Consider the following 22,043-nt stretch of genomic DNA (forward strand, 5'->3'; position numbering starts at 1 on the left):
GTTCTCAAATTCGTTATTAACTATTACAATAATAAAAACTAAATATTCAATCTACTTTCCAAGGAGGGCATTCTCAAGTTGAAAATTATGAGTAACGAGCAGCTGGTTGTTTCGTATCGAGATGCATTAAAGTCTGGGAAGGAAAAAGAATGGATCAGAATTTTGAAGGATGAAATAGAACGGCGAGGATTAAAGGCAATTAAAAAATAATATTATCATATTTTAAAAGGGGCTGTACGGAAAGTGGTATTTCAGCCGAAATCTTTATAAAAGCAAAACCCAAGAATGCTGTTAAATCAACATTCTTGGGTTTTTAATTTGGGTTCATTTTTCTCTTAAATGGACTTTTTAGACAGCCCCTTTTCATATCTATAATCTAGTTGTTTCGTCATGTCATTTGTGACATTTTTTTATTTATAGAAAGTAAATGTTTTAGTTCATCCATTTTATTCTCATTAAACAATTCTACAATCTTACTTCCTACAACAACTCCATCACAGTAATTAGATAATTCCATTATTTGGTCATGATTATCTATTCCAAAACCGGCTAAAACCGGCAGTGGGCTAAATGATTTTACTACATTTAAAAATGAATATAATTCTTTATCCATATCAATTCTTGTACCCGTTATTCCCTTAATTGTTACTGCATATAAAAATCCTCTACCTTTGGAAGAAATTTGTTTAATGCGCTCTACAGGTGTTGTTGGGGTGACAAGACGAATAAGTTCGACCCCTACCTCCGAAAGTTTTGGTGCAATCATATCTTCTTCTTCAAGAGGCAGATCAGGTATAATACATCCATCAATCCCAGCATTATTTGTAGCTTCAACAAAGCTGTCGATTCCGAAGGCATAGATGGGATTTAAGTACGTCATGAGGATGATTGGAATCGAAACATGCTCTCTTGCTTTCGCTAGTTCTTCGATAATCCCTCTAAGTGTCGTTCCATTTTGAAGTGCTCTCATTCCAGCTCTTTGAATCGTTGGTCCATCTGCTACCGGGTCTGAGAAAGGAACTCCAACTTCAATAGCAGTGGCACCAAACTTTTCAAGAAAGATAAGCCGATCAACAAGACAATCTAAACCTCCATCTCCTGCCATCATATAAGGAACAAAGGCCTTACTATTCGTTTTATTTAATAATTCAAAGGCCATTTTAATTCGATTCATTGCGCACTTCCCCTTTCAGCAAAGTCTTCACTGTTTCTACATCTTTATCTCCCCGTCCTGATAGGCAAACAACGATATTTTGAGTAGAAGGCATTTTTGATGCCAGCTTGATTGCAAAAGCGATCGCATGTGCACTCTCAAGTGCCGGGATAATTCCTTCTAGTTTCGATAGTAATTGAAAAGCATCTAGTGCTTCCTGGTCAGTGATCGAATAATATTGCGCTCGACCGATGTCCTTTAAATAGCTGTGTTCCGGTCCGACACCCGGATAATCGAGTCCTGCTGAGATAGAATGTGCTTCTTGGATTTGACCATCTTCGTTTTGCAATAAATACATTAAAGATCCATGCAAGACACCCGGCTTGCCCTTTGTTAAAGTTGCAGCATGATAGGAAGTATTTACTCCCTTCCCGGCAGCCTCTACCCCATATAATCGGACTTCTTTGTTATCGATAAAAGGATAGAACATCCCCATGGCATTACTGCCGCCCCCGATACAGGCTACAACTGCATCAGGAAGCCTGCCATTTACTGAGAAAAATTGTTCCTTTGTTTCTTTACCGATTACACTTTGGAAATCCCTTACTATCATTGGAAATGGGTGTGGCCCCATTACAGAACCGAGTAAATAATGTGTATCATCTACATTGGCCACCCAATACCTAAGGGCTTCATTGACTGCATCTTTTAAAGTTGCACTGCCTGAATTCACACTGACAACCTTAGCCCCTAATAATTCCATTCGGAAAACATTCAACGATTGACGTTTTATATCCTCTTCTCCCATAAAAATGATACAATCGAGATTTAAGAGCGCACAGGCAGTTGCTGTCGCCACTCCATGTTGTCCTGCTCCTGTTTCCGCCACGATTTTTCTTTTTCCCATACGGACAGCAAGCAATGCCTGCCCGAGAGCATTGTTTATTTTATGAGCACCCGTATGATTTAAATCCTCTCTTTTTAAATAGATTGAAGCACCACCTGCATGTTTTGTAAGATTACTAGCAAAATATAATGGAGTTTCTCTACCTACATACTGTTTTAATAAACCCGTTAGCTCTAAATAAAATCCCGGATCCTTCCTTGCCTCTTCGTATGCTTGTTCTAACTCAATGACAGCCTTCATTAATGTTTCAGGTACAAATCTTCCCCCAAATTTCCCAAAATGCCCCTGTTCGTTAGGCAATGTATAAACACTCATTTTACTTCCTCCTTCACCATTCCTTTAACCTTTTCAATAAATGCTTTAATTTTTTTTAGATCCTTAACACCGTCTGTTTCAACCCCAGAACTCACATCGACCATGTAAGGGTTCAATATTTTTATAGCCTCTTCCACATTTTCAATATGAAGGCCTCCAGCAATAATTACCTTTTTATCTCTTAAAATACTTAAATCTGCCTCATTCCAGCAAAATGCAGTTCCATTTCCTCCACGATATTTTCCCTTTGGTCCATCCAGCAATATATATTCACTTGGAAAATGTTGAACACGTATTAAACTTTGATTGTTTTGAAAGCTAATTGCTTTAATCACTGGCAATGAAAGGGACTTACTAAATAATGCTGTTTCATCTCCATGTAATTGAAAATGAGTAAGGCCGGCAATCTCGGCAATTCTCTCCATCTCTTCTTTGGATTCATTTACAAATACCCCAACCTTAAACACTCTTTTTGGTAATTGTGAAATAATCTCCCTGGCCTTATATGCTGAAATTTTCCTCTTGCTCTCAGCAAATACAAATCCAATGGCGTCTGCACCATATTCGGCAGAGGCTACCCCTGTTTTCACATCCATTATCCCGCAAATTTTTACCTTCATTATTTTCTCTCCTCCAATAATGGCAAGCGAAAATCATTGAAAACTTGCTGTAAGTTTTCACTTCTCATGAAGGCTTCACCCACTAATATTCCATTTGCCCCAGCGTTTCTCACCCTGGCCACATCTGCTTGTTCAAAAATCCCGCTTTCACTGATAAGAAATGCACCTGATTCTTTTACTTTTGGAGCTAAAATTTCAGTTACATCTAATGAAACTTGAAAAGTCCTTAAATCTCGATTATTCACACCAATTAGTTTTGCACCCACCTTAAGGGCAACTTCTAATTCTATCTCATTATGAATCTCCACAAGTACCTCCAGTCCTAAATCTTTCGCATACTCGTAAAGCTCTTTGATTTGTGATTCTTCCAATGCAGCAGCAATTAATAAAATCAGATCTGCCCCATGGGCGAAAGCGTGATGAATTTGAACCGGGTCAATAATAAAATCTTTACAAAGGATTGGAAGGTCAACAGCTTCCCGTACCGCATTCAAATCAGTAAATGAGCCTTTAAAAAAAGTTTCATCCGTTAATACAGATATTGCAGCTGCTCCATTTTTTTCGTACAAAACTGCCTGTTTTGCAGGATGAAATGCATTGTTTATCATGCCTTTTGATGGTGAAGCTCGTTTAAATTCTGCTATAACCGAAATTTCTCCCGCTTTCTGCAATATTTCAATAAAAGATTTTTTTTGGTTTGCTCCCCGTTGAAATGGAACCTGTTTCTCACGTAGCAGGATGACTTCCTGTTTCTTTTTCTCAATGATTTGATCAAGGATCGTTGTCACCTACATTGCCTCCTTTTGTAACGAACGAGTTTTCTCTATCAAAGCCATAAGTTTTTCATATGCTACTCCTGAATCAATAATATCCCTGGCTAACTGAATTCCAGCCTGAATGGTGGGAGCTTTTCCGGCTGTATAAATTCCAATTCCAGCATTAAACAAGACTGTGTCCAAATAGGCTCCTTTTTTACCTTTTAAGACGTTTACTAAAATGTCCGCATTTTCTTTTGGATCCCCACCCTTAATTCTGCTATTGTCATACTGTGGTAATCCGACATCTTCAGGATAAATAATTTGATCTGTAATCCTGCCATTTTCTAAAATGGTCAGCCTATTTTCTCCTTGAAGAGAGGCTTCATCCATGTAACCTGCCCCATTTATAACAACCGCCCTTTTCCGTCCTAATTGATTCAACACTTCAGCAAAAACATGTAATAAATCTCTTCGATAAACCCCCAGCAATTGGTAGTCCAAGTCAATGGGATTAGACAAAGGCCCGATAAAATTAAAAATTGTTGGTATTTTTAGCTGTCTTCGAACCATCATCACTTTCCTTAATTTTGGATGAACATGTGGAGCAAATAAAAAGGCGATACCAATTTCATGAAGAATTTCTTCTATGCTTTCCGCAGGCAAATTCAGGTTCACCCCTAAAAACTCCAGTACATCCGCACTTCCCGTTTTGCTTGAGACACTTCGATTCCCATGTTTGGCTACTGGAATCCCAGCCCCTGCAATGACAAAAGCTGAAGTTGTGCTTACATTAAAACTAGAAGAACCATCTCCCCCAGTCCCACAATTATCCAGAACATTCGAAATCTTCTTTTTAAAGGTAAGTGTATTTGCTTTCATCGCTTTTACAATACCGACAATTTCTTCAACGGTTTCCCCTTTTGATTTTAATCCCATTAAAAAGGCAGCTATTTCTGATTCGGAAATGTCCTCTCCTAGGATATAATCGACCGCTTCCTTCATTTCACTCTCTGAAAATGATTGGTGTTCAGCCAATTGAAGCAGAAATTTCTTCATTTTTCCTCATCCCTTCTATTTCACATAAAAAATTTTCAAGTATTTGTTTACCTGTAGGTGTTCCAATCGATTCTGGATGGAACTGCAGACCATATACCGGATAATGTTTATGTTTAATGGCCATTATTTCTTGGTCATCCTTGGAATATGCTATACACTCAAGCTCCTCAGGAATGGTGTTTTTTTCAATGATTAATGAGTGATACCTCATAACTTCTAAATTTTCGGATAAGTTATGAAAAATTTTGCTTCTGTTATGATGAATGAATGATGTCTTCCCATGCTTAATAATGCTTGCTCTTTTAATCTTTCCGCCAAAAGCAGCACCAATTGCTTGATGACCAAGACAGATTCCCAAAATTGGAATATCCTTATAAAATGTTTGAATTACTTCCATACAAATTCCAGCATTTTCAGGTCTCCCTGGTCCAGGAGAAAGGATGATTGCCTTTGGCTTTAATTGTTTAATATCTGTTGTATGAATTTGATTGTTTCGATAAACGATTACCTCTTCACCTAGTTCTCCTAAATATTGATATAAATTAAATGTAAAAGAATCATAATTATCTATGAGTAAAATCATTGTGGTGTCCCCCTTCCAAAAAGGACTTCATTTTATTTAAAGTTTCTTCATATTCCGATTCTGGATTCGAATCATAAACGATACCAGCCCCCGCTTGTATATAAGCTATATCTTCTTGTAAAATCATCGTTCTTATCGCAAGGGCAAAATCCATATTACCGTTTACCGATAAATAGCCAATGGCACCCGAATAAAGACCACGCTTAGATTTTTCCAATTGATTGATTATTTCCATCGCTCTTACCTTAGGTGCGCCGGAAACGGTCCCAGCAGGTAGACTAGCTGCAATCGCATCAAGTGGTGATTGATCCTGGCGAAGTATGCCGCTAACCTCTGAAACAATATGCATTACATGACGATATTTCTCTATTTCCATATACCTCTTTACATGAACGGATCCAAATTCACAAACTTTTCCTAGATCATTTCTTCCAAGGTCGACAAGCATTTTGTGCTCTGCCAGTTCTTTTTCATCTTTCAATAACTCTTGCGCAATGATTTGATCCTCAGTACTGTTCTTTCCTCTTCGCTTCGTTCCAGCAATCGGATTAGCAATCACTTGTTTTCCTCTTGTTTTTATTAGACTTTCAGGTGAAGAACCAATGACGGTGTAATCATCAAAGTCAATATAAAACATATATGGTGTTGGATTTTGTGCACGGTGTTTTCGATAAATTGAAACAGGAGAACCTTTAAATTTTGATTTCATTCTTTGTGAAAGGACGACTTGAAAGATATCTCCCGAAAGAATATACTCCTTGGCTATAGCAACTTTTTCTACAAATTCTTCTTTTGTCATTTCGGATTGAAATTCAGAAAAACTAAAAGCCTCCTCCTCCAAATAATGGATAGGTTGTTTTAATTCTTCAATCCTTAGATCCATCATTTGTTTGACGGTTTCTTCGTCACTTTCTTCCGATAGCGGAACACCAATAACGTATACTTTATCCTCAAGATGATCGAATGCAATGATTACTTCATAAAACATTAAGTGAACATCTGGCATATTTAGACTATTGGGATACTCCTCCCCAATTGTTTCAAATTGTCTGACAATATCATAACCAATATATCCAACCGCACCGCCAATAAACGGGTAGGGATTTTCTTCCAATATTGGAGACGGGAATAATTTTTTTAATGTCTCTAATGGATTCTCCTTAATTTCCTTCCTGCCTGTCTTACTTACGATCGTATTTACATCTCCTGATGAAATTAGTTCAAAAGATGGATCTGCACCGATAAATGAATACCGGCCATTTGGATTGTATTTTTGTGAACTTTCGAGTAAAAATTTCTTTTTCCCACTGATTTTCTGCAAAATCAAAATGGGTGTTAAACTATCACCGTTTAATTCTTTTATTAATACGGTTGATTTCATTTTCATCATGCATCTCCTTTCAAATAGAAAAGCGTAAGTGCCCTGCCCAGCGGCGTATGGACTACTCCCAAAAGCTATCGCTTTCGGTCGTGCGATGCTCATGCTGTCGAAGCCCTAAATAATAATTTGTATCCAATAAAAAAGTCCTCTATATGCATAACATTTGTTATACATATAGAGGACGATTTATCCAACCGTGGTGCCACCTCCATTCGAAGCAGAAGAACTGCTTCCTCATTTCAGATACAGAAGCGATTAGATCGCTCGATATCCTATCCTTTTAACGGTGGAATTCCGTCCATCCCTACTATGGTTCAGGATGGCTCTCACAAGTCCATTCCACTTACCCTTTCTTATCGGATTCCACCTTCCCCGACTCTCTGGAAAGAAACGAATAAGTGTACTACTCTTGTTCAACGATTTACATCATTAAATTTTATTAGTCTTTCTAATTTTCTTAGGTGTAAATATCACTCGGAGACATTATGTTTTCGGCCCTTACACACGATAAAATGCAATCACATCTTATGAGCATCTAATGTGTCTTGTCACTCGAAAACTTATGTTATTTGGTTTATACACCCACAAAATAAAAAAGCCTCCCATCCTAAAAAGGACGGAAGACCCGTGGTGCCACCTTTATTAGCTAAATATTAGCTCACTTTACCAGTATCAAAGCTTTACACTTTAATACCTATCTCTTGTAACGATGAGATTTTTCGCCAAAGCCTACTATCCATAGGAGTTCGGTTTGGAGGCTCGGAAGTCCATTCACTAATACATCTTCACTGATTTGCACCAACCATCAGCTCTCTAAAGAATCTGTAATAGCTACTACTCTTCGTCAATGCCTAAAGCTCATTTGTTTTTTTCTATAATATTACAATTAAAAAGGGAATGTCAAGATAGAATAAAAAGAATTTTTTGAAAACGTTTTAAAATTCCATATTAAGGAATTAATTATGTATAGTTTTTTTTATCGTAAATGCCCATATTAACAGTACAAATTATTTAAGGTAGGATAGAAGTTAAATGGAACATATTGAACAAATAGGTAATCTACATAAGACCGGAAAAAATAAAAACTCAAAAGAAAAGAGTCGGTCCAATAATATATCTAGCCAGAAATGGGCTGTACTTTCGCTATCTTCCATCCCTTTAGTTATGACGTTAGGTAACTCCATGCTTATACCCGTGCTACCTATTATGGAAAGAAAATTATCGATCTCATCTTTTCAGTCCAGTTTAATAATAACCGTATATTCCATTGTTGCTATCCTTTTAATACCAATTGCTGGTTATTTATCTGATCATGTTGGAAGAAAAAAAATCATTATTCCGAGCTTAATTATTGCCGGAATCGGCGGCTTGATTTCTGGTTGGGCTGCATGGAAATTGGATCAAGCTTATTGGTTGATTCTAATCGGCCGTGCACTCCAAGGAGTAGGTGCCGCAGGAGCATTTCCAATTGTTCTTCCATTAGTCGGCGACATGTTTAAGAATGAAAACGATATTAGTATTTGTTTAGGGTTAATTGAAACATCCAATACTTTCGGTAAAGTATTAAGCCCTATTTTTGGTGCCCTCCTTGCAGGGGTTATCTGGTTTCTGCCCTTTTTTTCTTTTCCAATCTTTTGTGCCCTTTCTGTTATTATGATGCTTTTGCTTGTTAAAACTCCAAAAAGGACACAAAAACCAATACCTTACAAAGATTTTCTGCATGGAGTAAAAAATACTTTTACCAATGAAGGAAGATGGCTTTATGCCATTTTTGTCATTGGTGGTATCCTAATGCTAGTTCTATTCGGAATCTTGTTTTATCTATCAGAGATATTTGAAAAAGAATTTGGAATAAATGCACTTAAAAAAGGGATCTTTTTGGCCATTCCCTTAGTCGCTCTTTCATTATCATCATTTATTAGTGGAAAATTAATTAAAAAAAATAAAATTTTAATGAAATGGTTAACTTTTAGCGGGATCCTTATTGCTGCTTTATCCATCGCTGCACTTTGGTTCTCAATGAAACTTTGGTATATGCTTAGCATGTTTCTGATCGTTGGTATAGGGATTGGGATTGGTCTTCCATGTCTGGATACTCTTATTATGGATGGTATAGAGAAATCGGAGCGTGGTACCATTACTTCCTTTTATTCGTCAATGAGATTTATTGGAGTTGCTTCAGGCCCTCCGTTAATTGCTTTAATCATGAAAATCTCAAATAACTGGATTTTCATCATCATGAGTGGACTTTGTTTCATAGCAGCGTTGGTTGCTTTATTTGCCATTAAACCGAAGCATGGAGATTAATAAAAAAGCCGGTAATGGTAATCCATATACCGGCTTAATCCTTTTTATGAATTTACAGGCTTTTTCAAGATCCCAATTAATAATGCAGTTACTAAAGCACCAACAAGTATAGCCAATGTATACATCAAAGCTCCATTCTCAACCAATGGCACAACAAAAAATCCTCCGTGTGGTGCTCTTAGTCCGATATTAAAGGCCATCGATAATGCTCCAGCAACTGCGGAACCAGCCATTAAAGCAGGAATGACTCGAAATGGATCGGCTGCAGCAAATGGAATCGCTCCTTCAGTGATAAACGATAAGCCCATTACAAAACATGCTTTACCCGCATTGCGTTCTTCCACTGTAAATTTATTTTTAAATAACGTAGTTGCAATAGCAATTCCAAGTGGCGGAACCATGCCTGCTGCCATAATGGCTGCCATTGGCTCATAAACACCGCTAGCCAGAAGTCCAGTTCCAAAAACATATGCTGCTTTATTAATTGGACCACCCATATCAAAAGCCATCATCAATCCAAGTATAATTCCTAATAATATTGCATTTCCTGTTCCCAAACCGGTTAACCATTCTGTAATTTCAGCATTCAACCAAGCTACAGGTTTGTTGATGACATATAACATGATAAATCCTGTTGCGGCAATTCCTAATAACGGATAAATGAGAATGCTTTTAATCCCTTCTAATGATTTTGGCAAACGACTAACCATTTTCTTAATAAGTAGGACAAGATAACCTGCAAGATAACCTGCTATTAACCCTCCAAGAAACCCAGCTCCGCCATTAGCTGCTATTAATCCACCTATCATTCCTGGTGCAAAGCCTGGACGGTCTGCGATACTAAGTGCGATAAATCCTGAAAGAACAGGGACAATGAGCCCAAACGCATTCCCACCGCCAATGGTCATCAAAGCTTCTGCAATCGGATGATAGGACGGATCATCCGGCTTGAACGCATTGTAGCCAAACAAGAAGCTAATAGCGATTAATATACCTCCACCTACTACAAATGGAAGCATATTTGAAACACCGTTCATTAAATGCTTATAAAATCCTTTTTTCGTCCCTTTTTGTTCAGTTGATTTTTCATTCGGTCTGTCACCTCCGTTATAAACAGGTGCATCCCGTTTTAAAGCTTTTTCAATGAGTTGTTGAGGGCGGTGAATTCCATCAGCAACAGCTGTCTGAATTACATGTTTGCCTTTAAATCGTTCCATTTCTACATTGATATCTGCTGCGACAATAACAGCTGTTGCCTTCTCAATTTCTTCTTCGGTAAGAATATTCTTAGCACCGCCAGAACCGTTTGTTTCAACCTTGATTTCAACACCCATTTCTTCTGCCTTCGCTTTTAATGAGTCAGCAGCCATATATGTGTGAGCAATACCTGTCGGACAGCCGGTAACAGCTACAATCAAGTCCTTCTTAACAGTATTTATTGCTTCCTTTGTTTCTTCTTTATCAAATCTTTTGATCGTATCAATAATTTCATTCGGAGATGTAGCTTTCAAAAGTTCATAACGCACTTCTGCTTTCATTAACAACCCTGAAAGCCGTGCCAAAGCTTCTAGATGTGTATTGTTCGCCCCCTCAGGTGCTGCAATCATAAAAAATAAATGGGCCGGTTTACCGTCTAATGATTGATAATCAACACCTGATATAGATTTACCAAAAGCAATGGCAGCTTCTTTAACAGCTTTTGTCTTAGCATGTGGAATCGCTATTCCGTCACCAATACCTGTTGTACTTTGTTCTTCACGCTTTAAGATCGCAGCTTTAAATTCATCACGGTTCGTGACTTTCCCCGCCTGATATAGCAAGTCCACCAGTTGATCAACGACTTCTATTTTTTGATTACCTTCTAAGTGAAGCTGAATCGTATTTATTGATAACAATTCGGTAATTTTCATAAGTCTCTCTCCCCTAGAGAATTTTTATGATTTCAACTTGATGAAAAAGTTCTTCAACTTTTTCCTTTGTACAAAGTTCAAGAGAAAATGCAGTCGCACTTCCAGAAGCAACACTATAACGAAATGCAGTTTCTTTATTTTTTGTTTTTTCAAAAGCAGCTAAAAAACCTGCAACCATCGAGTCACCAGCACCAACAGAATTTTTTACCTCACCTTTAGGTACCTTTGCCAAACATGTGAAATCTTCACTGATAAACACAGCTCCCTTGTCAGCTAAAGAAACAATGACATTTTGAGCGCCCATTTCAATTAGTTTTTTTCCATAAGGAACGACTTCCTCAGGGATAGAAATTTTAGTATCAAATATTTGACCTAGTTCGTGATGATTTGGCTTTATTAAAAAAGGTTGATAAGGAAGCACCTTTTTCAGTAATTCGCCTTCCGCATCTACAATGAATGGTGTCCCATTTTCTTTACAAATCTCTACAAGCTCTAAGTATGTTGTTTTAGGTAATGATCCTGGGATACTTCCTGCCAATACTAAAATGTCGTCTGATTTAAGATTCTTGATTTGTTTTATTAATGCGGTAAAATCCTCTTCAGAAATTCTAGGACCATTGGCATTAATTTCCGTTTCTTGACCCGTTTTTAGTTTGATATTAATGCGTGTATCCTCTTTTACTCTAATAAAGTCTGTTAAAATTTTTTCATTTTCCAGAAACTGTTTTATATATGTACCGGTAAATCCTCCAATAAACCCAAGTGCTTTACTTGGAATATCCAACTGTTTTAAAACTCTAGATACATTTATCCCTTTTCCACCAGGAAATTTAGCTTCACTTTTGGTTCGATTTAATTTGCCAAGTTGAAAGTGTTCAAGCTGAACAATATAATCTACAGATGGATTTATTGTTAATGTATATATCATGCTGTCACAACCTTAATCGTAGTTCTATTCAAATATTGGTTTTCTAATTCATCTGGCAATTCATTCGTAATAATAGTTGCTTCGTGAATATCAGCTATTTTCGCGAATGAAATTTCAGAAAACTTCGTGTTATCGGCCAATACAAATGCCTCTCTCGAAAGACTTATGGCTTTTTGCTTTACCATTGCTTCTTCTTGATCAGGAGTCGTGTAACCAAACTGAGGGTGGATACCGTTCACACCCATGAAGCATTTATCAAATCGATATAGATCAAGGCTTTCAAGTGCGCTTCTACCAATTATGGCATTTGTTTTGGATTTTGCTAATCCTCCAAGGATATAGGTAGTAATTCCTTTACTGATCAATCCAGGTAAATGCATAAAGCCGTTTGTTACTACCACAAGATCTTTTAATGGCAAATACTGTATCATTTCAAATACTGTCGAACCTGCATCCAAATAAATACAATCTCCCTCCTCCACTAAACTTGCAGCATATTTTGCAATCATTCGTTTTTCTTGAAGGTTTTTGGAGGATTTCTCAATCATGCTTAGTTCCTGTAGTTTTCCCTGTAGTCTGGAAGCCCCACCATGGATTCTTTTTAGAAACTTTTGCTCTTCCAATTGAGATAAATCCCTCCGGATTGTAGATTCCGAAGAATTCGTCAATTCCATTATTTCCTGTATTTTTACGATTCCTTTTTCCTTCAGCAATTGAAGGATAATTTGATGACGTTCTGGTGTAAGCATGTCATTCCACCTTTAAAACAAAATTTCTCCACTTCATAATACTGAAAACGATTGCAGCAAGTCAATCATTTTCTTCTAAAAACATTCAAAAAATGATTGTTTTTGATTGGTTGTGATAGGTTTGGTGCTAGTTCTCCATTCAAACTTTATAAATTTTTTATACATGATGTATAATAGAAACCGATGATACATTGGTAAAGGATGATACGACTTGAAGATTATTGGTCACACCGTTGAAAAGTTGGAAGATCCATTCGGACTGTTAACTGGTGATCGTTACGAATTTTTTCTTGATCTTGAGGTAGATGAAGAGGATGAACTTTACTCTGAAAATGGTGTAGGATTAAGAGTATTATTTGGTATTGAAGAAAATCAAGGAAAAATTTTTAATTATCACTTTTACGAAAAAGGAAATGATGAAGTTCTTGACTTCGCTTTAGAGGAAGAAGAAGAGAACATGGTGCTTAACTATTGTAAAGCAAATACAATAGAAGAGTAAAAAGCAGGGTGAACCCTGCTTTTTTTCAAGCTTCTTTTTTTACTCTGGATGCAGCCTTTTTCTTCGTTCGAGATGCCGCTTTTTTTGGTTTGGTTCTGTCAATCGAGGCTTGAAGAGCTGCCATTAAATCGGTCACATTAGTAGCAGGTTCCTTGGTGGCAGCCGTGACTGTTTCTTGCCCCTGTCGCTTGGATTCAATTAACTCTAACAAAGCTGATCGATATTCATCATGATATTTTTCAGGCTTAAATGTACTAGTTAATTGATCAATCAATAAAATTGCTGTATCAAGTTCTTTTTTTGTCACTTTATCATCTGAGGGAATATTAGGCACATCTTCCGCATTCCGAACTTCGTCTGGAAAATGGATTGTTTCCATTACCAATGTGTTTTCGTAAACACGAATAACAGCCAGCTGTTCTTTTGAGCGAATAATAATTTTTGCAATTCCTACTTTGCCTGATTCCTGTAACGCCTTGCGTAACAAAGAATAAGCCTTTCCCCCACCTTCATTTGGCGACATATAATAACTTCTGTCAAAGTAAATGGGATCAATTTCTTCTATTTTCACAAAATCAATAATCTCCACAGCTTTATCTTCGTTTTCTTTCCGAAGTTTTTCTAGTTCTTCATTGTCAAGGACAACGAATTTACCTTTTGTATATTCATACGCCTTCACAATATCTTCGGGCTTTACTTCTTCCTCACAAACGGAACAAATTTTTTCATATCGTATAGGTGCATGACATTTTTTATGCAGTGTTCGAAGCTTAATATCCTTATCCTCTGTTGCCGAATGGAGTTTGATCGGGATGTTGACAAGCCCAAAGCTGATACTCCCTTTCCACATTGTATGCATCGTAAAATCTCCAATCTTTTTTGATTTTATTATGCGTATACCTTTTGATTGAATCCGTAAAAACTATTGGAAGAAGATAATTTCTTAATGCATACATTATGAAGGAGAAAAACGATGAAACCAATGCTCCCGACACTTACATTCAAACGGCCAGTGAACCCAGATTGGTTATATGAAGTAAAATATGATGGATTTCGAGCTATTCTCATATGGACGGAAAACAGTATCAAATTAATGAGTCGAAATAAAAAATCACTTTTACCGCAATTCCCTGAAATCAACCAGTTTTTATTAGATTACAAAGAAAAATTCAAACCATACTTACCTTTGGTTCTCGATGGAGAGCTTGTTTCCCTAATAAATCCGTACAGGGCAAATTTTGCTGCTATTCAAGTACGTGGAAGATTAAAAACTGGGAAAAAGGTTAAAGAAATGGCAGCCAAATCACCATGTAGATTATTGGTTTTTGATTTACTTACAATTAATGGTAACCCTTTGCATCAACAACCATTGCTAAGCCGAAAAAAACAGCTGTTGCAATTATTTAAAACCATAGGCATCGATCTTGAGGTTGATCCATATAATAATCAACTGCTACAGCCGGTTCTCGCTTTCAATGACTTCCACGATTTATGGGAAAAGGTAGTTCTTTACGATGGAGAAGGGATTGTTGCCAAACACAAAAACAGTCTTTGGGAGGAAGGGAAACGTTCACCACAATGGTTAAAATACAAAAATTGGAAATACGTTCATTGCTTTGTGACTTCATATGATAAAAACAATGGATATTTCTCAGTTTGCGTTTTCAAAGAGGAAGAAATAGTCAACATTGGCCATGTGCTTTTTGGGTTTAAACAAGATGAAAAACAAGCGCTTAGAAACATTATGAAGCAAAACATGGTCAGAGAAGACGAACAATTTATTTTCGTTGAGCCTGCTATCTGTTTGGAAGTCAAATATTTAGAACTTTATGACAACCAGCTTCGTGAGCCTCATTTTGACCGATTTCGGTTCGATTTAACCCCTGCTGACTGTACTTACGAAAATTTTATTTTTCAACAAAAGAACTTACCTAAAGACATAGAGATTACTCATCCAGAAAAACCGTTATGGGAAAAGCCAAAGATACTAAAGTCTGAATTCATTCACTACTTGCGGGAAGTATCTCCTTACTTAATGCCATTTTTAAAAAATCGTCTCCTTACAGTAATTAGGTACCCACATGGGATGTTCGGTGAAGCTTTTTACCAAAAAAACTGTCCCGCGTATGCACCTGACTTTGTAGATACACAGCAATCGAATGGGATAAATTATATTGTATGCAATAATCTTAAAACCCTTATTTGGCTTGGAAATCAATTAGCAATTGAATACCACATACCATTCGATACCATTAACAGCACAGGTCCAAGTGAAATTGTCTTTGATTTAGACCCACCATCAATTGATGAGTTTCATTTGGCAATTAAGGCAGCTTTAATGATAAAAAATGTTTTCGACCGATTAAATTTAATTGGTTTTATTAAAACATCCGGAAATAAAGGGTTGCAAATCTATCTCCCTTTACCAGAAGGAAAATTTACATATGACGATACAAGACTGTTTACCAGCTTTATTGCTGAATACTTAGTTTCACAAGATCCCGATTCCTTTACCATTGAAAGAATGAAAAAGAATCGGGGAAACAAACTGTATATCGATTATGTGCAGCATGGTGAAGGAAAAACAGTTATTGCCCCTTATTCCTTACGGGGAAATGAATATGGAGGAATTGCCACACCACTGTTTTGGGATGAGGTAGACGAAAAACTGAATCCGAAAACTTTTACGATGCAAAATGTTTTGCAACGAATAAAAAATCATGGAGACCCTTTTAGAACGTATTTTCACACTAAAGCGATTCAACCTTTTTCCCAAGTACTAGATGTATTAAAAAAAGGGTAAAAAATAAGGATAAGGTATGTCACCTTATCCTTTTATGGTTTCATTTAAGAATTGCTTAGCCTCTGCTTGTAATTTCTCATAGGCATCTTGCTCAGTGAACTCTTTTTTGGATGTCACTGAAAACGACATTTGCTCTAAATCCACTTTTACTGATGCTTCATAGAGGTAAGTAGCATTACCAATTAAATCAATATAATATTTCTCCCCATCTTTATGAACAATGCATTGGACTCTTCCACCATTATTATAAACATCAATCATTTTTTCAAATTCGTTTATTCCCTGGAGGCATGTGACAAGCGAGGAGGCAGACATGGCTGTTCCACATGCATTGGTAAAGCCTACCCCACGTTCATAGGTTCGTACATAAATAGTATTTGATTGAATAGGCTTTACAAAACTTACATTTACACCATCAGGAAACAAATGATTAGGTCCATTCACTTTTTCACTAATAGTCTGTTGGACATCACTCATCAACACTCCCGAGTCCACAATTGAAATTAAATGCGGGTTTGGCACGGCAAGTGCAGTAAACTTTAAATCGGATGATAATTCTTTAATGGTTTCATTATATAATGTCGTTTTATTTAGATTTAGGGGAAGAGCTTTTAATTCAAACAAAACTGGAGAAATCTCCACCTGGTAAGTGTGGACGTTAGGATAAAGTTCCTCTTGTTTGCGAACTTTAAGATCTTTCTTCATCGTTTCAATAATGGCTTCGTTTTTTCCATATAACTCACAAATCGAGCGAGCCACTAGACGAAGTCCATTGCCACACATGGATGCTTCAGAACCATCTGCATTAAAGACCCTCATTCTACCGTCTGCTCGTTCGCTGCTCATAACAAACAGAATTCCATCGGCACCAAGCTCTGTTTCCCTATTACAAAGTAATTGTGCAAGCTTAGCCCGATCGCTCTCAGTCAAATGGACTTCATTTAATATTTCATTAATAATCAGAAAATCATTTCCCGATCCATGCCCTTTAATCAATGATAATTCCACAAAAAAACCCCCATCATGTTGTATCTGAATTATATTCTATCATAACAAACAATAGGGATAAGTGGAACTAATTGCTTATCTTTCAATAAAGAACTCATTAATTAAAAATGACATTTGAAGAAGCTTTTCCTGTTTTGAGAGGTTTTCTGAAAACGTGAGTACTGGAGTATTTGCTTCGGGAAAAAACTCGCTCCAATGTAAAGGCATCCATCCTCTCCTCAAGCGGACTGACTGCTCATTATCTCTATTGATAATCCGCTCATCCATAAATGCATTTGAACTAATGAGTTTTCCTACAAATCTCCCCTCAGCATCTATGATTTCTGAACTTTTTCTCTTTTTCTCGTAACATCCTAAAAAGTTATTTTCACGATCATATACTTCAATTTTAATTCTATTATTTCGCTTTACCTTGAAGGAACCAATTATCTCTCCTGTTTGGTTCGTAAACGTATATTGATTAGGGACCCCCAAGAAGGGAAAACCCCTTCTACGTTTTTTTTGTATGATCCCTGCCATATGACCATTTGGAAAATAAAATTGAAGCTGTGAGGTTCCTACATCTAGGAACATAACCAAAAGGGACGAGCTTTGAAATAATGAAGTATTACACCGATTCAGTTCAGTCTTTTCCATCTTTCTACGGATGATAAACGACTGCTTCATTCGGAAAAGATAGAGATGAAAACTGATAAAACTATAAAAGAAAAATGGGAGAGTGAATAGCATGATTTCATGGTTTTTAAAAAATGATAGATTTCCACCAATGATTATCGTTGGTGGAACTAGTGCTACAATACTTTCATTTAACCGAATCGAAGCTATATCACGATAATAGTCATATATTTTCATAAAAAAACTCCTTATCAAATCCTCTTATAGTAGTTTATTTAGAAAGGTGTACAAAAATGATAGGGGATTATATTTAACATGTAATATAACCCGTACGGTTCATTCGACGTAGAAAAAAAAGCGGGATCTGATAAGGACAATTTACTAGAATAGTCCTTTTTTACTCTAAATCTTGTCTATCAATTTCTGTTTTAGAAGTTTTGCTTTCAGCGGCCAAGAAAGGGGAACCTTGTAGAGAGACTGCGCACCTCACTGTCAAAGCAATAGATTAGAAAAATGAATATGCAAATTAAAAGAAAACCGTTCAATTTCGGTTTATTTCGTCAACGTGTTCAATCAACCCAAAAAAGTATGATTTTCTTTTGTAGATGAATGGAAAGTAGTTTTTTACTATTCCACAATCGGCCATATTGTTTTATAGCATTTTTATATATTGTTACGTTTTGGGTGAATTTCATTATTCAACAATGATCCCATATGGTGAAGTATGTAATTAAGCATAATGTTGGTCTACATTAATAATCACCTATCAATTTTTCTAAAAAGAAATGATAGGTGATTTTTGTTTTTACTTATTCAACAGCTTTTTCTATATCTGCCTTCAATTTTTTAAACCAATTTAAGTTCACTAAATGGTGGGAACGAGAATTTTCGTTCATGCGACGAAAATATTCAATTTTACCAGGTAATTCTTTACTGTTAGCTAGGTACTCATCGAGAAGAGCAATTTTGGCTTCAGTTTGTTCAATTTGTGATTGAATTAATTCTAATAATTTATTTTTATCGATTTCTTCTGCAAAAAGTAATGCCCCATAGAATTGTAAGTTAACATACTCAGACTTAGTCCCATATTTGGTCATTAATTTATCAAATTCTTCAAGTCCTAGAGATGTGATTTTATAAGTGTTAACTTCGCGATTATTAATTGAACTCATTTGTTGAATTTGTTCAATAAAGCCCTTTTTTTCGAGTTGTTGTAAATTGTAATAAAATGAACCTTTAGTAAAGTTAACAATATACTTATAATGTCGTTTCCCCATCAAATTTAAAAGTTCGTATCCATGAGCTCCAGGGTTTTGTATAAGTAAGCCAAGGATTAGTAAGGGAATCAAAGCTGCATCACCTTTGACATTTGTGATTCAAATTCATCATATGTGATTTTACCAAAAGCTATATTCATCATATTAATATAAATAAGTTCTGTTTTCGAATAGTTCGTGTTAACTTTTAGTGATTCATTTTCATTTGGAAGAGGCTCTAAAATATGACACTTTTTCGAATACGCATCGAAGTAACGATAACCGAATTTTCGTTGGGAAACGGCGTTTAAATGAATACCATCTGGATTGGCTGTAAAACCTTCTGCAGTTACAAAGTAACAATGATCCTGTTCATAAGCAAATCGACGTAATTCTTCGTTGATTTTTTGAAATTCTGTTAAGTCCTTTCCGAAACCTTTTTTTCCTAAAAAATCACCAAGTCCACCGATAATTAATGGGACATTTTGAAGATTTAATTCTTTACGCAAAGTTTCAATAATGAGAGATAACTTCTCATAATACGTTTCATGTAAAGAACTATGGCTGTCACTTTCACCTTGATGCCAAAGTATGCCACAAATTTCACTCGTTTTAAGAGCAAAGCGAGCTTCGGACAAGCATGCTGGAATAGAGTCCCTTCTGGATGCCAATCATCTAAAGAACTGCCACCTTCCGCACAAGGAATTAAACCAATTTCTTCATCTGGGTGGGCTTTCGACCATGCCTCTGCAAATGATGCTGCTAGACTTACACCAGCAACAGGGCGATCATAATTAATCGGCTCTGTCATCATTTGCCACTGACCATTACGAAGCATTTTTATTTTTTCATTATAAATAGGTTCTACCTCATGCAAGAATCCACGACCAGCCATATTCGATTGTCCTAACATTAAAAATGATTTTATCATTTCATTTTCATTCCTTTACATAATAGTCTAATTAGACTATTGTCAACTAGGTTTCTGTCAGAGTTATTCGGATTTACCAGGTTAAGATTACTATTCGATATTTTTCTATAAACAAACGCCCCCACCTAAACCCATATAAATTTATTCTTTATGAATTTTTTCGTCCTTGAATTTAATAGAGATTATGATTTTGAATGTATTTTTTATGGTCAGTGATAACCAATAAATGCTTTTAAAAAGAAAAGCTGACCCCTGAAAAGGTGTTTTTAGAACCTTTTGGGTCAGCCTCTATAAGCAAGTCTATTTTCAATTTTCTAGAATGGTTGAGCATAGGCTCCCTTGTAGCAAAGTTTTTGTTCTCCGATCTACGCTGTTCACATCGATCGACACTAAATGTTTTCTTTATCTCATTGTATACATCTTACACCCGAAAAGAGAACACTTTTGGTTGGAACCATACTCTGCTAATTAGGGAACTTGCACACATCTAGCAATATTTATTCCGTTGCATCTTGTTCGAGAGATTCTTGTACATCACTAAGGCCCATTTGGAGCAAAAAGTCTTCAAGTTCTTCGTTAGTCAGGGTTTCAAAACGACCATCATGAAAAAATACTTGGGTTTGGTTAGGATTAATTCTATTGAGGTTAAAACTCATTACCTTTGCTCCTTTCATTAATAATTATTTGCTATTATCTTCAAAAGGAGCAATTATTATACATGAAATCTAATTGTTCAAAAAATTGTCAATTCATTCATGAAAAATACTCAAATCCCTTTATCAATGATGTTTTAATGCCTTTCCTAAAACATCAATACCCCCTGTCACAGGAATAATACTACCGGTAATGAAATCAGATTTTTCTTCAACTAAAAATGAGATTACTCTTGCGATATCTTCACCGGTTCCTGGTCTTCCAGTACCCGTATTAGTTGTACATTTTTCTGCAACTAAAGCATCTTGAATGCTTTCCTCTTTCCAATCATTTGTAATATCACCGGGGCAGATCATGTTTGCTGTAATACCATTTTCAGCCTCTTCAAGTGCAATAGTCCTTGTCAAGGATGCGAGTCCCGTTTTTGCCGCCGCAAAAGCAGACCGATAAATCCATCCAGGGGCTGTTTCCACCCGATCAAATCCTAAGGTAATAATTCTCCCCCATTTTTGCTTTCTCATAATAGGTATAACTTGTTTAGATAAGTGGAATGCGGCACTTAAATTTCCATGAATTAAATAATTCCATTCCTCAGAAGAATACTCTGTCATTTTTTTTCTTTCATGTATATATGGACCTGCATTATGTATTAAAATATCGATTGTTTTAAATACAGACATTGATTTATTTACTATACGATTACAATCCTCTTCTAAAGCTACATCCCCTTGGACAGCCAGGCATTTAGTTCCATAGCAATGTTCTAGATGCTTTGCTAAAGAAATTGCTTCCGCTTCTCTATTACGATAATTAATAATTACCTGACAACCCTTTTCAGCAAGTACCATTGCCGTCTTTTTACCAATTCCGGAAGCTCCTCCTGTAATCAAAGCCGTTCTATTCTTCACAAAAATTCCCTCTCTAAACATATATTTAACCTTAATTATATGTTAAAAATTTTCAATTAGTATTGCAAATCATTTTATCCTTAAGCTAGCTAAATATCTGGAATAATGGAACGATAACGAATGGGTCAAAGAAAGCATAAAATGGATATTAATGAAAGTAGGCATAAGAATTACAGGATGCTGAAAGGATGAAAAGAGATGTTTCCTTGGAATATGTTTCCTTTTAATAAAAATCTCCGTGACACATTGCAAAAAATGAAACCAGAAGAGATTGAAAAATATGTTCAAGATCTCCTTGAAAAAATGATGCCAAATATGCAGGGAATGATGAATCCTAATGATGTTTTTCAGCAATTTCAGCCTTCGGATTCCAATTCCCATTCCTCAGCAAATCGAATAAATGCTTCCACTTATGAAACTCATGATCATGTTTATATAAGGATCCCGATAAATAACCACGACGCGTTAAAAAAACTCCGTCTGTATCACACATCCAATCAACTGATTATTGAACATTTTCCCGAATATGGAGAGAAACATACCATTACTCTACCAGCTATTGTCAAAAAAAAAGGAGGCGAAGCCAATCTTAAAGATGGAATCCTTGAGATTAGAATCCCCAAAAATATCGATATGCAATACACCGAAATTGACGTTACGGAAAAATGGTAAAAGACAGCTATTACTGCTGTCTTTTTCACT

General features: G+C 36.2%; 21 protein-coding genes, 1 pseudogene and 2 other annotated features. Of the genes and pseudogenes, 5 read left to right on the forward strand and 17 right to left on the reverse strand.

Annotated features, from left to right (window positions below):
* Nucleotides 1-87 precede the first annotated feature (87 nt).
* Entirely contained in the window at nucleotides 88-210 is a 123-nt protein-coding gene (gene sda, locus GZA11_RS06900; RefSeq protein ID WP_374717586.1) for a sporulation histidine kinase inhibitor Sda, read from the forward strand.
* 178 nt (nucleotides 211-388) lie between these two features.
* Here the strand turns inward: sda and trpA are convergent, their stop codons facing one another.
* From trpA to trpE, 7 genes are read right to left on the reverse strand one after another with little or no spacing between them, the layout of a single operon-like run.
* Nucleotides 389-1,174: a tryptophan synthase subunit alpha gene (trpA, locus tag GZA11_RS06905; RefSeq protein WP_163183283.1), complete on the reverse strand. Its 786-nt coding sequence runs from the start codon at nucleotides 1,172-1,174 to the stop codon at nucleotides 389-391.
* Nucleotides 1,161-2,375 (reverse strand): tryptophan synthase subunit beta, encoded by a 1,215-nt coding sequence (gene trpB, locus GZA11_RS06910; protein ID WP_038535614.1) that lies wholly within the window; start codon nucleotides 2,373-2,375, stop codon nucleotides 1,161-1,163. Before trpB ends, trpA begins: the two co-directional genes overlap by 14 nt.
* Complete coding sequence (locus tag GZA11_RS06915; RefSeq protein WP_163183284.1) at nucleotides 2,372-2,995, reverse strand: phosphoribosylanthranilate isomerase; 624 nt, start codon at nucleotides 2,993-2,995, stop codon at nucleotides 2,372-2,374. The genes trpB and GZA11_RS06915 overlap by 4 nt, the downstream gene beginning before the upstream one ends.
* Nucleotides 2,995-3,783, reverse strand: a complete 789-nt coding sequence (gene trpC, locus GZA11_RS06920; protein ID WP_163183285.1) for an indole-3-glycerol phosphate synthase TrpC — start codon at nucleotides 3,781-3,783, stop codon at nucleotides 2,995-2,997. The genes GZA11_RS06915 and trpC overlap by 1 nt, the downstream gene beginning before the upstream one ends.
* Nucleotides 3,784-4,809, reverse strand: a complete 1,026-nt coding sequence (gene trpD, locus GZA11_RS06925) for an anthranilate phosphoribosyltransferase (RefSeq protein WP_038535621.1) — start codon at nucleotides 4,807-4,809, stop codon at nucleotides 3,784-3,786.
* Nucleotides 4,781-5,392, reverse strand: a complete 612-nt coding sequence (locus tag GZA11_RS06930; RefSeq protein WP_038535622.1) for an anthranilate synthase component II — start codon at nucleotides 5,390-5,392, stop codon at nucleotides 4,781-4,783. Before GZA11_RS06930 ends, trpD begins: the two co-directional genes overlap by 29 nt.
* On the reverse strand, nucleotides 5,373-6,779 hold the full coding sequence (trpE, locus tag GZA11_RS06935) for an anthranilate synthase component I (protein WP_038535623.1): 1,407 nt from the start codon (nucleotides 6,777-6,779) through the stop codon (nucleotides 5,373-5,375). Before trpE ends, GZA11_RS06930 begins: the two co-directional genes overlap by 20 nt.
* A gap of 168 nt (nucleotides 6,780-6,947) precedes the next feature.
* Nucleotides 6,948-7,199 (reverse strand) — a binding site (T-box leader).
* A 183-nt stretch (nucleotides 7,200-7,382) separates the two neighbouring features.
* Nucleotides 7,383-7,630 (reverse strand) — a binding site (T-box leader).
* A 175-nt stretch (nucleotides 7,631-7,805) separates the two neighbouring features.
* On the opposite strand from trpE, the gene GZA11_RS06940 reads away from it, so the two are divergent.
* The gene (locus tag GZA11_RS06940) at nucleotides 7,806-9,080 is read left to right on the forward strand and encodes an MFS transporter (RefSeq protein WP_163183286.1); all 1,275 of its coding nucleotides are present in this window, start codon (nucleotides 7,806-7,808) and stop codon (nucleotides 9,078-9,080) included.
* A gap of 44 nt (nucleotides 9,081-9,124) precedes the next feature.
* Here the strand turns inward: GZA11_RS06940 and GZA11_RS06945 are convergent, their stop codons facing one another.
* From GZA11_RS06945 to GZA11_RS06955, 3 genes are read right to left on the reverse strand one after another with little or no spacing between them, the layout of a single operon-like run.
* Nucleotides 9,125-10,990, reverse strand: coding sequence for a PTS fructose transporter subunit IIABC (locus GZA11_RS06945; RefSeq protein WP_163183287.1), 1,866 nt, complete (start codon nucleotides 10,988-10,990; stop codon nucleotides 9,125-9,127).
* A gap of 13 nt (nucleotides 10,991-11,003) precedes the next feature.
* Nucleotides 11,004-11,918: a 1-phosphofructokinase gene (pfkB, locus tag GZA11_RS06950; RefSeq protein WP_038535631.1), complete on the reverse strand. Its 915-nt coding sequence runs from the start codon at nucleotides 11,916-11,918 to the stop codon at nucleotides 11,004-11,006.
* Complete coding sequence (locus GZA11_RS06955) at nucleotides 11,915-12,667, reverse strand: DeoR/GlpR family DNA-binding transcription regulator (RefSeq protein ID WP_038535632.1); 753 nt, start codon at nucleotides 12,665-12,667, stop codon at nucleotides 11,915-11,917. Before GZA11_RS06955 ends, pfkB begins: the two co-directional genes overlap by 4 nt.
* A gap of 211 nt (nucleotides 12,668-12,878) precedes the next feature.
* Between GZA11_RS06955 and GZA11_RS06960 the strand changes: the two genes are divergently transcribed.
* Complete coding sequence (locus GZA11_RS06960; RefSeq protein WP_038535635.1) at nucleotides 12,879-13,166, forward strand: DUF6509 family protein; 288 nt, start codon at nucleotides 12,879-12,881, stop codon at nucleotides 13,164-13,166.
* Between the two features lie 25 nt (nucleotides 13,167-13,191).
* Here GZA11_RS06960 and ku read toward each other — a convergent pair whose 3' ends face one another.
* A complete protein-coding gene (gene ku / locus GZA11_RS06965; protein ID WP_163183288.1) occupies nucleotides 13,192-14,025 on the reverse strand; it encodes a non-homologous end joining protein Ku in 834 nt (277 codons plus the stop codon).
* A gap of 114 nt (nucleotides 14,026-14,139) precedes the next feature.
* Here ku and GZA11_RS06970 point away from each other — a divergent pair, with 114 nt between their 5' ends.
* Complete coding sequence (locus GZA11_RS06970) at nucleotides 14,140-15,969, forward strand: DNA ligase D (RefSeq protein WP_163183289.1); 1,830 nt, start codon at nucleotides 14,140-14,142, stop codon at nucleotides 15,967-15,969.
* A gap of 24 nt (nucleotides 15,970-15,993) precedes the next feature.
* Here the strand turns inward: GZA11_RS06970 and dapF are convergent, their stop codons facing one another.
* From dapF to GZA11_RS06995, 6 genes and pseudogenes are all read right to left on the reverse strand, one after another.
* Complete coding sequence (dapF, locus tag GZA11_RS06975) at nucleotides 15,994-16,977, reverse strand: diaminopimelate epimerase (protein ID WP_163183290.1); 984 nt, start codon at nucleotides 16,975-16,977, stop codon at nucleotides 15,994-15,996.
* 75 nt (nucleotides 16,978-17,052) lie between these two features.
* Nucleotides 17,053-17,829 (reverse strand): hypothetical protein, encoded by a 777-nt coding sequence (locus GZA11_RS06980; protein ID WP_038535641.1) that lies wholly within the window; start codon nucleotides 17,827-17,829, stop codon nucleotides 17,053-17,055.
* A gap of 572 nt (nucleotides 17,830-18,401) precedes the next feature.
* Entirely contained in the window at nucleotides 18,402-18,941 is a 540-nt protein-coding gene (locus GZA11_RS06985; protein WP_163183291.1) for a PadR family transcriptional regulator, read from the reverse strand.
* Nucleotides 18,938-19,779 (reverse strand): annotated as a pseudogene (locus tag GZA11_RS06990) (sialate O-acetylesterase). The gene GZA11_RS06985 and the pseudogene GZA11_RS06990 overlap by 4 nt, the downstream one beginning before the upstream one ends.
* Before the next feature lie 497 nt (nucleotides 19,780-20,276).
* Nucleotides 20,277-20,435: a hypothetical protein gene (locus GZA11_RS16460; protein WP_204317748.1), complete on the reverse strand. Its 159-nt coding sequence runs from the start codon at nucleotides 20,433-20,435 to the stop codon at nucleotides 20,277-20,279.
* A gap of 123 nt (nucleotides 20,436-20,558) precedes the next feature.
* Complete coding sequence (locus GZA11_RS06995) at nucleotides 20,559-21,341, reverse strand: SDR family oxidoreductase (protein WP_038535644.1); 783 nt, start codon at nucleotides 21,339-21,341, stop codon at nucleotides 20,559-20,561.
* Nucleotides 21,342-21,539: 198 nt separating this feature from the next.
* Between GZA11_RS06995 and GZA11_RS07000 the strand changes: the two genes are divergently transcribed.
* On the forward strand, nucleotides 21,540-22,013 hold the full coding sequence (locus tag GZA11_RS07000; RefSeq protein WP_038535646.1) for an Hsp20/alpha crystallin family protein: 474 nt from the start codon (nucleotides 21,540-21,542) through the stop codon (nucleotides 22,011-22,013).
* Nucleotides 22,014-22,043 lie beyond the last annotated feature (30 nt).

The organism is Neobacillus sedimentimangrovi, from assembly GCF_010614825.1.
GTDB lineage: Bacteria > Bacillota > Bacilli > Bacillales > Cytobacillaceae > Neobacillus > Neobacillus thermocopriae.

Excerpts from the sequence above, each read along its gene's own strand:
- sda (WP_374717586.1), top strand. The coding sequence starts at position 88 with ATGAGTAACGAGCAGCTGGTTGTTTCGTATCGAGATGCATTAAAGTCT.
- trpA (WP_163183283.1), bottom strand. The coding sequence starts at position 1,174 with ATGAATCGAATTAAAATGGCCTTTGAATTATTAAATAAAACGAATAGT.
- trpB (WP_038535614.1), bottom strand. The coding sequence starts at position 2,375 with ATGAGTGTTTATACATTGCCTAACGAACAGGGGCATTTTGGGAAATTT.
- GZA11_RS06915 (WP_163183284.1), bottom strand. The coding sequence starts at position 2,995 with ATGAAGGTAAAAATTTGCGGGATAATGGATGTGAAAACAGGGGTAGCC.
- trpD (WP_038535621.1), bottom strand. The coding sequence starts at position 4,809 with ATGAAGAAATTTCTGCTTCAATTGGCTGAACACCAATCATTTTCAGAG.
- GZA11_RS06930 (WP_038535622.1), bottom strand. The coding sequence starts at position 5,392 with ATGATTTTACTCATAGATAATTATGATTCTTTTACATTTAATTTATAT.
- trpE (WP_038535623.1), bottom strand. The coding sequence starts at position 6,779 with ATGAAAATGAAATCAACCGTATTAATAAAAGAATTAAACGGTGATAGT.
- GZA11_RS06940 (WP_163183286.1), top strand. The coding sequence starts at position 7,806 with ATGGAACATATTGAACAAATAGGTAATCTACATAAGACCGGAAAAAAT.
- GZA11_RS06945 (WP_163183287.1), bottom strand. The coding sequence starts at position 10,990 with ATGAAAATTACCGAATTGTTATCAATAAATACGATTCAGCTTCACTTA.
- pfkB (WP_038535631.1), bottom strand. The coding sequence starts at position 11,918 with ATGATATATACATTAACAATAAATCCATCTGTAGATTATATTGTTCAG.
- GZA11_RS06955 (WP_038535632.1), bottom strand. The coding sequence starts at position 12,667 with ATGCTTACACCAGAACGTCATCAAATTATCCTTCAATTGCTGAAGGAA.
- ku (WP_163183288.1), bottom strand. The coding sequence starts at position 14,025 with ATGCATACAATGTGGAAAGGGAGTATCAGCTTTGGGCTTGTCAACATC.
- GZA11_RS06970 (WP_163183289.1), top strand. The coding sequence starts at position 14,140 with ATGAAACCAATGCTCCCGACACTTACATTCAAACGGCCAGTGAACCCA.
- GZA11_RS06980 (WP_038535641.1), bottom strand. The coding sequence starts at position 17,829 with ATGAAAATATATGACTATTATCGTGATATAGCTTCGATTCGGTTAAAT.
- GZA11_RS16460 (WP_204317748.1), bottom strand. The coding sequence starts at position 20,435 with ATGAGTTTTAACCTCAATAGAATTAATCCTAACCAAACCCAAGTATTT.
- GZA11_RS07000 (WP_038535646.1), top strand. The coding sequence starts at position 21,540 with ATGTTTCCTTGGAATATGTTTCCTTTTAATAAAAATCTCCGTGACACA.